General features: G+C 70.8%; 13 protein-coding genes. 8 read left to right on the forward strand and 5 right to left on the reverse strand.

Features of this window, described 5'->3' with window-relative positions:
* Positions 1 to 14: 14 nt before the first annotated feature.
* The 3 genes from ACFY10_RS03810 to fabF all read left to right on the forward strand — a co-directional run bounded on the left by ACFY10_RS03810 (position 15) and on the right by fabF (position 2,724).
* Complete coding sequence (locus tag ACFY10_RS03810; protein ID WP_390663421.1) at positions 15 to 1,016, forward strand: ketoacyl-ACP synthase III; 1,002 nt, start codon at positions 15 to 17, stop codon at positions 1,014 to 1,016.
* Between the two features lie 108 nt (positions 1,017 to 1,124).
* Positions 1,125 to 1,373, forward strand: a complete 249-nt coding sequence (locus ACFY10_RS03815; RefSeq protein ID WP_030931809.1) for an acyl carrier protein — start codon at positions 1,125 to 1,127, stop codon at positions 1,371 to 1,373.
* A gap of 79 nt (positions 1,374 to 1,452) precedes the next feature.
* Complete coding sequence (gene fabF, locus ACFY10_RS03820; protein WP_390663422.1) at positions 1,453 to 2,724, forward strand: beta-ketoacyl-ACP synthase II; 1,272 nt, start codon at positions 1,453 to 1,455, stop codon at positions 2,722 to 2,724.
* Positions 2,725 to 2,877: 153 nt separating this feature from the next.
* Here fabF and ACFY10_RS03825 read toward each other — a convergent pair whose 3' ends face one another.
* Entirely contained in the window at positions 2,878 to 3,372 is a 495-nt protein-coding gene (locus tag ACFY10_RS03825; RefSeq protein WP_390663423.1) for a DUF3145 domain-containing protein, read from the reverse strand.
* 266 nt (positions 3,373 to 3,638) lie between these two features.
* Between ACFY10_RS03825 and ACFY10_RS03830 the strand changes: the two genes are divergently transcribed.
* Positions 3,639 to 4,526, forward strand: a complete 888-nt coding sequence (locus tag ACFY10_RS03830; protein WP_390663424.1) for an SGNH/GDSL hydrolase family protein — start codon at positions 3,639 to 3,641, stop codon at positions 4,524 to 4,526.
* A 15-nt stretch (positions 4,527 to 4,541) separates the two neighbouring features.
* Positions 4,542 to 5,516 carry an aldose epimerase family protein gene (locus tag ACFY10_RS03835; protein ID WP_390663425.1) on the forward strand — a complete coding sequence of 325 codons (975 nt, stop codon included), beginning with the start codon at positions 4,542 to 4,544 and terminating at the stop codon, positions 5,514 to 5,516.
* Positions 5,517 to 5,607: 91 nt separating this feature from the next.
* Here the strand turns inward: ACFY10_RS03835 and ACFY10_RS03840 are convergent, their stop codons facing one another.
* Positions 5,608 to 8,052, reverse strand: a complete 2,445-nt coding sequence (locus ACFY10_RS03840) for a beta-glucosidase (protein ID WP_390663426.1) — start codon at positions 8,050 to 8,052, stop codon at positions 5,608 to 5,610.
* A 105-nt stretch (positions 8,053 to 8,157) separates the two neighbouring features.
* Here ACFY10_RS03840 and ACFY10_RS03845 point away from each other — a divergent pair, with 105 nt between their 5' ends.
* Positions 8,158 to 8,736, forward strand: coding sequence for a TetR/AcrR family transcriptional regulator (locus tag ACFY10_RS03845; RefSeq protein WP_390663427.1), 579 nt, complete (start codon positions 8,158 to 8,160; stop codon positions 8,734 to 8,736).
* 9 nt (positions 8,737 to 8,745) lie between these two features.
* Here the strand turns inward: ACFY10_RS03845 and ACFY10_RS03850 are convergent, their stop codons facing one another.
* Positions 8,746 to 9,084 carry a YrdB family protein gene (locus ACFY10_RS03850; protein WP_390663428.1) on the reverse strand — a complete coding sequence of 113 codons (339 nt, stop codon included), beginning with the start codon at positions 9,082 to 9,084 and terminating at the stop codon, positions 8,746 to 8,748.
* Between the two features lie 11 nt (positions 9,085 to 9,095).
* Complete coding sequence (locus ACFY10_RS03855; RefSeq protein WP_390663429.1) at positions 9,096 to 9,485, reverse strand: RidA family protein; 390 nt, start codon at positions 9,483 to 9,485, stop codon at positions 9,096 to 9,098.
* Positions 9,486 to 9,534: 49 nt separating this feature from the next.
* Between ACFY10_RS03855 and ACFY10_RS03860 the strand changes: the two genes are divergently transcribed.
* Complete coding sequence (locus ACFY10_RS03860) at positions 9,535 to 10,470, forward strand: LysR family transcriptional regulator (protein ID WP_390663430.1); 936 nt, start codon at positions 9,535 to 9,537, stop codon at positions 10,468 to 10,470.
* Between the two features lie 131 nt (positions 10,471 to 10,601).
* Positions 10,602 to 11,858, forward strand: coding sequence for a pyroglutamyl peptidase (locus tag ACFY10_RS03865; RefSeq protein WP_390663431.1), 1,257 nt, complete (start codon positions 10,602 to 10,604; stop codon positions 11,856 to 11,858).
* On the opposite strand, the gene ACFY10_RS03870 is transcribed toward ACFY10_RS03865, so the two are convergent.
* Positions 11,836 to 12,651 carry an EI24 domain-containing protein gene (locus ACFY10_RS03870; protein ID WP_390663432.1) on the reverse strand — a complete coding sequence of 272 codons (816 nt, stop codon included), beginning with the start codon at positions 12,649 to 12,651 and terminating at the stop codon, positions 11,836 to 11,838. The two genes, ACFY10_RS03865 and ACFY10_RS03870, sit on opposite strands and share 23 nt — an antisense overlap.
* Positions 12,652 to 12,749 lie beyond the last annotated feature (98 nt).

Below are 12,749 nucleotides of genomic sequence, written 5' to 3' on the forward strand. Positions count from 1 at the left end.
GGAGCCGTACGAAGATGTCGAAGATCAAGCCCAGCAAGGGCGCCCCGTACGCGCGCATCCTCGGCGTGGGCGGCTACCGCCCGACCCGGGTGGTGCCCAACGAGGTGATCCTCGAGACGATCGACTCCTCCGACGAGTGGATCCGTTCGCGCTCCGGCATCGAGACCCGGCACTGGGCCTCCGACGAGGAGACCGTCGCCGCGATGTCGATCGAGGCGTCCGGCAAGGCGATCGCCGACGCGGGGATCTCCGCCGAGCAGATCGGCGGCGTGATCGTCTCAACCGTCTCGCACTTCAAGCAGACCCCGGCCGTGGCGACGGAGATCGCCGACAAGCTCGGCACGAACAAGGCCGCAGCCTTCGACATCTCGGCGGGCTGCGCCGGCTTCGGCTACGGCCTCACGCTCGCCAAGGGCATGATCGTCGAGGGCTCCGCGGAGTACGTCCTCGTCATCGGCGTGGAGCGGCTGTCCGACCTCACCGACCTGGAGGACCGCGCGACGGCCTTCCTGTTCGGCGACGGCGCGGGCGCGGTCGTGGTCGGCCCCTCCCCGGAACCGGCGATCGGCCCGACCGTGTGGGGCTCCGAGGGCGACAAGTCCGAGACGATCAAGCAGACCGTGCCGTGGACCGACTACCGCGACGGCGAGGTCGCCAAGTTCCCTGCGATCACGCAGGAGGGCCAGGCGGTGTTCCGCTGGGCCGTGTTCGAGATGGCGAAGGTCGCCCAGCAGGCGCTGGACGCGGCCGGGATCACCCCGGACGACCTGGACGTCTTCATTCCCCACCAGGCCAACGAGCGGATCATCGACTCGATGGTGAAGACGCTGAAACTGCCGGAGCACGTCACGGTCGCGCGTGACGTACGTACCACCGGCAACACCTCGGCCGCCTCGATTCCGCTCGCCATGGAGCGGCTTCTGGCGACCGGCGAGGCGAAGAGCGGCGACACCGCGCTCGTCATCGGCTTCGGGGCGGGTCTCGTGTACGCCGCGACGGTCGTTACCCTCCCCTAGGCACTCCGTGCCGGATCATCATCGGATCCGGTGCGGAAAGCACTGCAACACCTGCCGCTGACGCGGCGGGCGCCACACCCTCTGGATTACTACGAAGGAGCGCCTGACATGGCCGCCACTCAGGAAGAGATCGTCGCCGGTCTCGCCGACATCGTGAACGAGATCGCCGGCATCCCGGTTGAGGACGTCCAGCTGGACAAGTCCTTCACCGACGACCTGGACGTCGACTCGCTGTCCATGGTCGAGGTCGTCGTCGCCGCTGAAGAGCGCTTCGACGTCAAGATCCCGGACGAGGATGTCAAGAACCTCAAGACGGTCGGCGACGCGACCAACTACATCCTCAAGCACCAGGCCTGAGCCTTATAGGCCCGGCTGCATTGCCCCGCCACCCGGCGGTGGCGCCGCTGAATCCCGATCCGTTGGAGAAAGAATTCCCGTGAGCCCGACCAATCGCACCGTGGTCGTCACCGGTATCGGCGCAACCACACCGCTGGGTGGCGACGCAGCCTCTACCTGGGAGGGCCTGATCGCCGGCAAGTCCGGCGTGAAGCCCCTGGAGCAGGAGTGGGCCGCCGAGCAGGCGGTCCGCATCGCCGCGCCGGTCGCCGTGGAGCCCTCCGAGGTCATCCCGCGGCCGCAGGCCCGCCGCCTGGACCGCTCGGCGCAGTTCGCGCTGATCGCGGCCAAGGAGGCCTGGGCCGACGCCGGTTTCACCGACAAGGCCGGCGAGGACGCCGCCATCGACCCGGACCGTCTCGGTGCCGTCATCGCCTCCGGCATCGGCGGTGTGACGACCCTGCTCGACCAGTACGACGTGCTCAAGGAGAAGGGCGTCCGCCGCGTCTCCCCGCACACCGTCCCCATGCTGATGCCGAACAGCCCGTCCGCCAACGTGGGCCTGCTCGTGGGCGCCCGTGCGGGCGTGCACACGCCGGTCTCCGCCTGCGCGTCGGGCGCCGAGGCCATCGGCTACGCCATCGAGATGATCCGCACCGGCCGCGCCGACGTCGTCGTCGCGGGTGGCACGGAGGCGGCCATCCACCCGCTCCCCATCGCCGCGTTCGGCAACATGATGGCGATGTCCAAGAACAACGACGACCCGCAGGGCGCCTCGCGGCCCTACGACGTCGCCCGTGACGGCTTCGTCCTCGGCGAGGGCGCCGGCGTCCTCGTCCTGGAGTCCGCCGAGCACGCCGCCAAGCGCGGCGCCCGCGTGTACGCGGAGGCGGTCGGGCAGGGCGTCTCCTCCGACGCCCACGACATCGTGCAGCCCGAGCCGGAGGGCCGCGGCATCGCGCACGCCCTGCAGAACCTGCTGGAGCGCACCGACCTGGACCCGGCCGAGATCGTGCACGTCAACGCGCACGCCACCTCGACGCCGGCCGGTGACGTGGCCGAGTTGAAGGCGCTGCGGAAGGTGTTCGGCGACGAGGCCGACCACATGGCGGTTTCCGCCACCAAGTCGATGACCGGTCACCTGCTGGGTGGTGCAGGCGGTGTCGAGTCCGTCGCGGCGATCCTCGCGCTGTACCACCGGGTTGCTCCGCCGACCATCAACATCGAGAACCTCGACCCGGAGGCGGAGGCGGCGGCGGACATCGTCCGTGGCGAAGCCCGGAAGCTTCCTGTCGAGGGCCGGATTGCCGCTCTGAACGACTCGTTCGGGTTTGGTGGGCACAACGTGGTGCTGGCGTTCCGTACGGTCTGAGTATTTGCCGTTAACGGCGTGTGGCCCGCACCCGGGTTGGGGGCGGGCCACATGTCGTTTGTTTGTCTGCGGGCCGGTGGGGGCTTGTCGCGCCCACGCGGCGGAGCCGCATATCGATACAGCCCCGCGCCCCTAAAAGCCTAAAGCCTTGCCTCACACCACCTGGTGCAGCCAGCGCACCGGGGCGCCCTCACCCGCGTACCGGAAGGGCTCCAACTCGTCGTCCCACGGCTTTCCGAGCAGCTTGGCGATCTCGGCTTCCAGTTCCGTTTCGCCCTGTTGTGAGCGGGACAGGGCGGCGCGCAGGCGGTCCTCCGGGATGAGGATGTCGCCGTGGATGCCGGTGACGGCGTGGAAGATGCCGAGGTCGGGGGTGCAGCTGTAGCGCTCGCCCTCGGCGGTGGGGCAGGGCTCGGCGGTGACCTCGAAGCGCAGGAGGTGCCAGCCGCGCAGCGCCGACGCCAACTTGGACGCCGTGCCCACCTCGCCCTGCCAGGAGAACTCCGAGCGCCAGGTGCCGGGGGCGGCGGGCTGCCGGATCCAGTCGAGGTTGACGCGCGTGCCGAGCACCCCGGCGACGGCCCACTCGACGTGCGGGCACAGCGCGCGCGGCGCGGAGTGCACGTACAGAACCCCACGTGTCGTCACCGGGACCTCCGGGCAGAGCAGGACAATCTGGCGAACTGGCGGACGGTGTGGCCGGGCAGCCACGTTGATGGCGAGGCTACCGTGCGGCGGCGCAAGGAGTGTGACGTACCGTCGGTCCCGATGCGCTGAAACGTCCGCCATTCACCCGGCAGGACGCTTGTACGGGTGTGAACCGTTGCATGGTGCGTGGATCGGGAACTCTCGCGCGTTGTTATGGGGGGACACATCCGTACGTAGCCGGACTGGACCGAGGGGATCGCCGACGTATGCGGAAGCCAAGCCACCGTTCACGGGCCGTACTCGCCGCCGTGGCGGCGACCGTCCTGGGCGTCGCCGGCTGCGACGCCGTGGGTGGCAACTCCGCCGGGCCGACGGGCACCAAGGCGCACAGCGCGAAGCCGGCACCGACCTGGGACGTGAGCCCCCGTTCGATCGCCGCGGTCGGTGACTCCATCACACGCGGCTTCGACGCCTGTACGGTCCTGTCGGACTGCCCCGAGGTGTCCTGGGCGACCGGCAGCAGCGCCAAGGTCGACAGTCTCGCCGTACGGCTGCTGGGCAGGGCGCAGGCGGCGTCGCGCAGCTGGAACTACGCGGTGACCGGGGCGCGGATGGCGGACCTGCCGGGCCAGCTGGCGCAGGCGGTGACGCGCAGGCCGCAGTTGGTGACGGTGATGGCGGGGGCGAACGACGCCTGCCGGGCCAGCACCTCCGCCATGACCTCGGTGGAGAGCTTCCGCGCCGACTTCGAGGACGCGCTGGGCATCCTGCGCAAGTCGCTGCCCAGGACGCAGGTGTACGTGGCGAGCGTGCCGAACCTGAAGCGGCTGTGGTCCCAGGGCCGTACCAACCCGCTGGGCAAGCAGGTGTGGAAGCTCGGCATCTGCCCCTCCATGCTGGGCGACGCGGACGCGCTGGACTCGGCGGCGACGCTGCGGCGGGACACGGTGCAGAAGCGGGTGGAGGCGTACAACAAGGTGCTTCAGGAGGTCTGCGCGAAGGACCGGCGCTGCCGGTTCGACGGGGGCGCGGTGTACGAGTACCGGTTCGGGACCGACCAGTTGAGCCACTGGGACTGGTTCCACCCGAGTGTGAACGGCCAGGCGCGGCTGGCGGAGATCGCGTACCGAGCCGTCACCGCCAAGAAGGCGTGACCTAAAGTTCCGCACATGAACGAACTCTTCGGCACACTTCCCGACGGCACCGCGGTTCACCGCTGGACCCTGGAGCGGGCCGGTGTGCGGGTGCGGATCCTGTCGTACGGCGGGATCGTGCAGTCGGTGGAGCTCCCGGACCGGGACGGACATACCGGGAACGTGGTGCTGGGGTTCGCGGATCTGGACGGCTATCTCAACCACCCGGAGCCGTACTTGGGCGCGCTCATCGGCCGGTACGCCAACCGGATCGCGGGCGGCCGTTTCCCGCTGGACGGGGTGACCTACGCCCTGGAGCCGAACAACGCGCCCAACTCCCTGCACGGCGGCCCGCGCGGCTTCGACAAGCGCGTATGGGACGTGACGCCGGACGGGGAGCACGGGGTGCGCCTGAGCCGGGTGAGCCCGCACGGGGAGGAGGGCTTCCCGGGGCGGCTGGAGGTTTCGGCGACGTACACGCTGGACGCCGACGGTGCGCTGCGGATCGCGTACGAGGCGGTGACGGACGCGCCGACCGTGGTGAACCTGACGAACCACAGCTACTTCAACCTCGGCGGCTCCGGCAACGCGGGCGGCCACGAACTGCGGCTCGCCGCCTCCCGCTTCACCCCGGTCGATTCCGACCTGATCCCGACCGGCGAGCTCGCCGACGTGACGGGCACCCGCTTCGACTTCCGTCAGGCGCGGAAGGTCGGCGCCGGGTACGACCACAACTTCGTGCTCGACGGCGGGGTGACGGATGCCCCCCGGGAGGTCGCCGAACTGTACGACCCGGCGTCCGGCCGGGTCCTGACCGTGGCGACCACCGAACCGGGCCTCCAGCTGTACACCGCCGACCACCTGTCCGCCCCCTTCGCCCCCGGCGACGGCATCGCACTGGAGACCCAGCACTTCCCAGACTCCCCGAACCGCCCGGACTTCCCGAGCACGGTGCTGCGGCCGGGCGGGGTGTTCCGGTCCGAGACGGTGTACGGCTTCGGCGTGCGGTAGAGCGCCCTCAGGGGCCGTGAAACGCACTTGCCCCGGTCCAGGGGTCAGGTCCCGGACCGGGGCTGTTCGTGGGGGGAGGCTTGCCCCCGTCTCAGACGTTAATCGTCGCGGTGAGGCGGCGGTCGGTGATCGAGCGGCTCACCTGGATCTCGTACGAACCCTTCACAAATGACCATGAGTCGGTTGCCTCGTCCCAGACCTCGAAGGCGCGGCGGGGAACGGAGATGACCGCTTCGACGGTCTCGCCGGGGGCCGCCTCGACGCCCGCGAAGCCCGCCAGCCGGCGTGCCGGGCGGTCGGGGCCGGGCTCGGTCGGCGCCAGGTAGACCTGCACGACCTCGCGGCCCGCGCGCTCACCGGAGTTGCGGACGCGGATCCTGGCGGTGGTGCCGTCGACCTCGACGGATTCGTAGGTCCAGTCGGTGTAGCCGAGCCCGTGGCCGAAGGGGTAGGAGGGGGTGCGGCCCTGCTTCTCCCAGGCCCGGTAGCCGATGAAGACGTCCTCGGTGTACGGGAGTTCGCCGCCCTCGGGCACCACCTGGGTGACCGGGGCGTCGGACAGGGAGCCCCAGGTGGTGGGCAGGCGGCCGCCCGGCTCGTACGCGCCGGTCAGCACGTCCGCGAGGGCCGCGCCGCCCTCCTGGCCGGGGAACCAGCTGAGCAGGACGGCTGCGGCCTCGTCGCGCCACGGGAGCTCGACCGGGGAGCCGGAGTTGACCACCACGACGGTGTTCGGGTTGGCGGCGGCGACGGCGCGGACCAGTTCGTCCTGGCGGCCGGGGAGGGTGAGGTCCTTGCGGTCGAAGCCCTCCGACTCCACGCGGTCGGTGGTGGCGACCACGACCACGGCGGTGTCGGCGGCACGGGCGGCCTCGACGGCCTCGGCGATCAGCTCGTCGGCGTCGCGCTGCGGCTCCTGGTGGGCGAGGGCGAAGGCGACGACCTTGAAGGGGACCTCCTCGGGGAGCGCGAAGACATGGGTGAGGGAGACGTCGACCGGTTCGCCGGCGGTCAGTTCGGGCTGGGCGCGGGGCACCGGGGAGCCGAAGAACGCCTCAAAGGGGTCGCTGTCGTCGGCGGGGCGCTGGACGTCGTCGTAGTACGTGGTGCCGGCGACGGTGAGGGTGAAGTGGCCCGTGCCCTTGATGCCGAAGGTGTGCGGGCCGGTGTCGCGCGGGGTGAAGGTACCGGTCAGCTCGACGGTGTGGAGCCTGTCGTGGGTGACGCCCTCGGGGAGGTCCGAACCCATCCACTGGATCTGGCCGTTGGGCGCGGAGCCCGTGCCGATGACGTTCCCGTCCGCGTCCCGGCACACGGCCCGCAGCTCGAAACCCTTGTCGGCCACGGCGAGTTCGGTGTTGGGGTCGGCGCCGACGGCGTAAGTGAGGGTGCCCTCGGGCAGGGCGGCGGTGAGGCCGTCGAGCGGGGAGACGACACGGGCCGGGAAGACCGTCGCCGAACCCCCGCCGAGGACGCGGGCGTCGCGGGCGGCGGCGCCGATCAAGGCCACCGTGCCCGGCTTGAGAGGCAGGGCGTTGCTGTCGTTCTTCACGAGGACGAAGGCTCGGCGGGCGATCTCGCGGGCCAGTCCGATGCCGTCGACGGTCTCGGGCAGTTCGGTGACGGCCGGCTCGGCGCTCTCCAGGGCGCCGACGCGGGCGGCCAGCCGCAGGACGTTGCGTACCGCCTCGTCGACCACGGTCTCCTCGACCTTGCCGTCCCGTACGGCCTGGGCCAGCGGGGCGCCGTACACGGTCTGCGGGCCGGGCATGGCGACGTCGAGACCGCCCTCGATGGCGTCGACCGTCGACCGGGCGGCCATCCAGTCGGAGACGTTGTAGCCGTCGAAGCCCCATTCGCCGCGCAGGACTTCATTCACGAGATACCGGTGCTCGGTCATCGTCGTGCCGTTGACCGTGTTGTAGGCGGTCATGATGCCCCAGGGGTGGGCGTTCTCGACGATGAGCTCGAAGGGGGCCAGGTAGAGCTCCCGCAGGGCGCGTTGGGAGACGAGGTTGTTCACCGTGAAGCGGTCGGTCTCGGCGTCGTTGGCGACGAAGTGCTTGACCGTGGTGCCGACGCCGCCCGACTGAACGCCTTGCACATACCCGGCACCGATGAGTCCGGTCAGATACGGGTCCTCGCTGTACGCCTCGAAGTGCCGCCCGCCGAGCGGAGAGCGATGCAGATTGACCGTGGGGGCGAGCAGCACGTGCACGCCCTTGCGGCGGGCCTCCTGCGCCAGCAGCGTGCCGGCCCGGCGGGCGAGTTCCGGGTCCCAGGTGGCGGCCAGGGCGGTCGGGGAGGGCAGGGCGATGGACGGGTCGTCGGCGGTCCACCGCACACCGCGCACCCCGATCGGACCGTCGGACATGACGAGGGACTTCAGGCCGATCTCCGGCAGGGCGGGCAGGGACCACATGTCCTGGCCGGACAGCAGCCGGGCCTTGGCGTCCAGGTCCAGCTTGCCGAGCGCCGCGTCGACCGCGGCCTCGCGCGCCCGGTCGGCCGGAGAGGTTCCAGGGGTTCCCGCCATCGCGGTGCCTCCTCATCGAGTCAGGTCGTCCTGGGTCCCATCGTGCACCCGTCACCTGTAACACGGTAGGTTTCGTTATCGGGCCGTAATATTGACTCTACGAGGATGTCGTACGGTGACGCCATGAACGCCAGGGTCAGGAGCGAGGAACGGCGCGCGGAGATCGTGCGGGCGGCGCTGGAGGTGATCGCCGAGCGCGGTTACCGGGGTGCGAGCCTGGCCGCGGTGGCGGAGCGCGTCGGGCTCACCCAGCAGGGGCTGCTGCACTACTTCCCGACCAAGGACGCGCTGCTGGTCGCCGTCCTGAAGGACCGGGACCAGTGGGATGCCGTACCGGCCACGCACTGGCGGGTGGACCTGCTGGCCTCGCTGGTCGAGTACAACGCGATGCGGCCCGGCATCATCCAGACCTTCTCGGCGCTGCTGGGCGAGAGCGTGACGGAGGGGCATCCGGCGCGGGCGTACTTCACCGAGCGGTACCGGCAGGTGCGGGAGAGCATGGCGGCGGTGCTGCGCACCGAGTACGGGGACCGGCTGCCGAACGGGCTCACGCCTGAGCGGACGGCTCCGCTGCTCGTCGCCGTGATGGATGGCTTGCAGTACCAGTGGCTGCTGGACCCGGAGTCGGTGGACATGCCGGGGGCGTTTCGGGACTTTCTCGCGCTGCTGGGCGAGGAGGCGTGAACTCGCCTGCTACTGGCGCCAGACGACGGCGAGGGTCTTGCTGACGGCGCACACGAGGGCGAAGGCGATCGCCCATGCGTACGCCCCGGCGGCGACCAGCGCGGCAACTCCCGCTCCGAACCAGAGGAGTTCGAAGGCGACACGGACCCCGCCGCGGGTCTTGTACGACGCCTTCTGCGAGCCGAACAGCGCCCACAGCACGATCAGTACGGCCGGGGCGCCGAGGCCAAGGAGCCAGACGAGCGGGGTCGCCACGTCCCGCGTGAACCCCCAGCAGCCGACGGCCGCGAGGGCGCCGAGTTCGATGAGGAAGAGGACGCCCAGGTTGAATGCCTTCGCTGTCTTCACGCGCGGCAGTATCACCTGCCGGCCGGCACCGCCGCCACGATTTCGATCTCGACCAGGGCCTGGGGCCGGAACAGCCGGGGCACCTCGAACGTCATGCTGGTGGGCGGCGTCCCGGTGAGGAACTCCCGCCGCACGGAGCCGTATTCCTCGAGCCGACCGATGTCCGTCAGGTACGTACGGATGTTGATGACGTCGGCCAGGGTCGCGCCGTGGGCCTTGAGCAGAGCGTCGATCGTCTCGAAGACACCCCGGGTCTGCTCGGCGAGGGTGGCACCCTCGGCGATCTGGCCGGAGAGGAACAACAGGGCGCTGCCGTCGGCGTGTTCGACGCGGGCGACCTGGGAGTAGTAGGGGCTCAGCGGCTGGGGCGCGGAGGCGGGGTTTCCGATGGTGACCTGCATGCCCTCGACGCTAGGCACGACCGCGGGATGCGACAAGCGAATGTCTAGCATGGCTGCCATGCCGAACACGCATCACGAGCCGGAGCTCTCCACCGTGTGGCTGCGGGTGTTCCTGGAAGTGGCCCGGCACGGGTCGTTCACGGTTGCCGCGAAGTCGCTGGGGTGGACGCAGTCCGCGGTGTCGCGACAGATCGCCGCGCTGGAAGGGGCGTTGGGCGGCGGCCCGCTCTTCGACCGCCTGCCGCGCGGTGTGCGAATGACGGAGGCCGGCCGCGTCCTCGTGCCGCACGCGGAGGCCGTCCTCGAAGCCCTGCACGGCGCCGTGCGCGAACTGGCCGCCCTGCGTGAAGTGGCGGGCGGGCGGCTGCGGTTCGGGGCGTTCGCGACGGCCGACGCGGCGCTGGTGCCGCACGCCCTGGCCGCGTTCCGGGCCCGCCACCCCCGCGTCCGGCTCTCCCGCGAGGAGGGCCTCACGCCCGGCCTCCTGGACCGGCTGGCCGCGGGCCACCTGGACCTGGCGGTCGTCTCGACGACCGGCCGTGCACCCCTGGAGTCGTACGAACTCCACCACCTCCTCGACGAGTCGCTGTACGTCGCCGTCCCCGCCGACCACCCCCTGGCCGGCCGCGAGGGCCCGGTACGGCTCGCTCAACTCGCCGACGCCGACTGGATCTCCGGCAGCTCCCGCCCCGAGGGCACCCTCCTGGACGCGGCCCTGCGCCAGGGCTTCCGCCCGCGCGTGACGCATGTCGTCGGCGAGTGGACCGCCAAGCAGGGGTACGTCGCCGCAGGACTGGGCGTCACCCTGGTCCCGGCCCTGGCCGCCGAGTCCGTACGCCCGGACATCGCACTGCTGCCGGTCCTCGACGAGGGAGCTCCGGCCCGGGCGGTGTACGCGGCGACGGCACGGGGGCAGGCGCCGACACCGGCCGTTGAGGCGTTCGTCGGAGCGCTGCGGGAAGCGGTGGCCCGTATCCCCGGGTAGCTACACGTATTCAGGTGGCCGGAAGCACAACTGACACACGCACACCATGGCGTAGACCACTTCCGTCGGGCGATACTGCGGCCGTCCGCACCACGCTCCCCCACGACGGCGACGGAAGGACCTGAACTCCCTTGAATTCCATACGCGTTCGGATCGGTGTACTCGGACTGGCCCTGGTGGCCGGGTTCGCCGCCCCCACCACGGCGACCGCCGCCGGGACGGTCCCATCCCCCACCGTCGAGGAGCAGCGGCTCGACAAGGCCGTGCCCCAGGAGATCCTCGATCGGTCCGGATTCGACGACGTGGCACCCGGGCTCACCCACGCGCTGGACGGGGCCCGCTCCTACGCGCAGGCCCACCGCATCGTCGTACACGAAGGGTCGGCGCTGTGGCGGCGGGCCGTGGACCGGGCGCAGGGGCGTGGGCCGGCGGGTGGGGATCTGGCACGGGACGACGACCGGCCGTTGTACTGGGCGCGGCTCGGGATGACGCGGGAAGTGCGCACCTGGAACCCGGAGTTCGGGCTGAGCGAGGGGCAACGGGCGGCGCTGATCGATGCGTTGGAGCGCACCTCGCGCGGACAGACGGAAGTGCGTTACCCGCAGCACGGCAAGGGCTTGAGGCGGGTTCTGGTCACCGGCTTCGACCCGTTCACGCTCGACCGGGACATCCGGATCTCCAACCCGTCCGGTGCCACCGCGCTCGCGCTCGACGGCACGGTGATCGAGACGGCGGACGGGCCGGCCCGGGTCGAGACGGTCGTGTTCCCGGTGCGCTGGCAGGATTTCGCCGACGGCACGGTGGAGCGGACGCTGCGGCCGTATCTGAAGAAGGTGGATCTCTTCACGACCGTGAGCCAGGGCCGGGTGGGGCGGTTCGACGTGGAGCGGACCAACGGGGCCTGGCGGGGCGGGTTCCCCGACAACGACAACATCAGCCGGACGGAGACCGTCCCGGTCAGCGATCCCGCCTCACAACCGCAGTGGACGACGACCACTCTGCCGTACAAGGAGATCGTGGCCGCGAACACGGGACGCTTCCCGGTGTACGACCACACGGAGGTGACCGAGATCCCGGCGGGCGGCACCGATCCCGTCGTACGGCCGGACGGGCCGACGGCCGGGTCCACCGCGCGGGCGGGTGGCGGCGGGAACTACCTGTCCAACGAGATCGCCTACCGGGCCACCCTGCTGCGGGACCGTCTCGGGCTGCACGACACCCTGCCCGGCGGCCATGTGCACACACCCGTCCTGCAGTTCGGCACGGGCAACACCGATCCGGCGACCGGGACGGTCACGGACCCGCAGTTCCTGCAGAACAGGCAGGACATCATCACGCAGGTACGAGCGATCCTGACCGTGGCGGTCAATGCCACGGCCGCTGGGTGACGGCTTCCCCTTCGGGCTCCTCGGCGGCGTCGGCACCGTCCTCGTCGGTCTCCTCGCCCAGCAGCTCCCGCGCCAGCAGCGTGGCGCCCGCGACGGCGCCCGGCATCAGGAACACCGCGACGAACGGGACCAGGAAGGCCAGGCCCAGCGGGGTGCCGAAGCCCCAGACCAGGGTCTTGCGGGAGCGGAGCAGGGTGAGGCGGGCGCGCAGTTCGACGCCACGGCGCTGGAGGGCCACCGCGGTGAGTTCCTCGGTGAGGAAGAAGCCGGTGACGAAGAAGCCGATCACCGGGACCACGGTCTGGCCGACGAGCGGGACGAAACCGAGGGCGAAGAGCAGGACGCCCCAGAGCAGTGCGCGTCCGACGATCCGGAGGCTGTCGCGGGCCGAGATCCACAGTTCGTGCCAGAGGGGGAGGCCGGACTCGGGGGCGGTGCCGTCGGGCGACACGTCCGCGTCGACCTTCTCGGAGAGGTTCTCGTAGAAGGGCTGGCCGATCAGCAGCGTCACCGCGGTGAAGGTGAGGACGGCCAGGAGGAGGGCCAGGGCGAAGAGCACGGCGGTGAGGAAGCCGCGGAAGAGGCCTTGCCAGGGGCTGGACCAGGTGTCGGCGAAGGGGGTTGCCCAGGTGACTGCGTCTTCGCCCCGGAGGGCGAGCGCCACCAGGGCGGCGACGTAGAGCACGAGGGTGATCAGGCCCGGCAGCAGTCCGAAGCCGTACTGCTTGCCGTGCCTGGCCACCCATCGTTGGCCTTGCAGAAGGTAAGTGAAGCCCGCCCCGAGATCACGCATGGGGGAACTCTATCGGTGAGGGGGTGGGGGTCTTTCTGGGCTGCGGAGTGCGGGTTGTTTGTGGCTTGTCGCGCAGTTCCCCGCGCCCCTGAAGGGCG

Source organism: Streptomyces sp. NPDC001401 (genome assembly GCF_042895385.1).
Classification (GTDB): Bacteria; Actinomycetota; Actinomycetes; order Streptomycetales; family Streptomycetaceae; genus Streptomyces.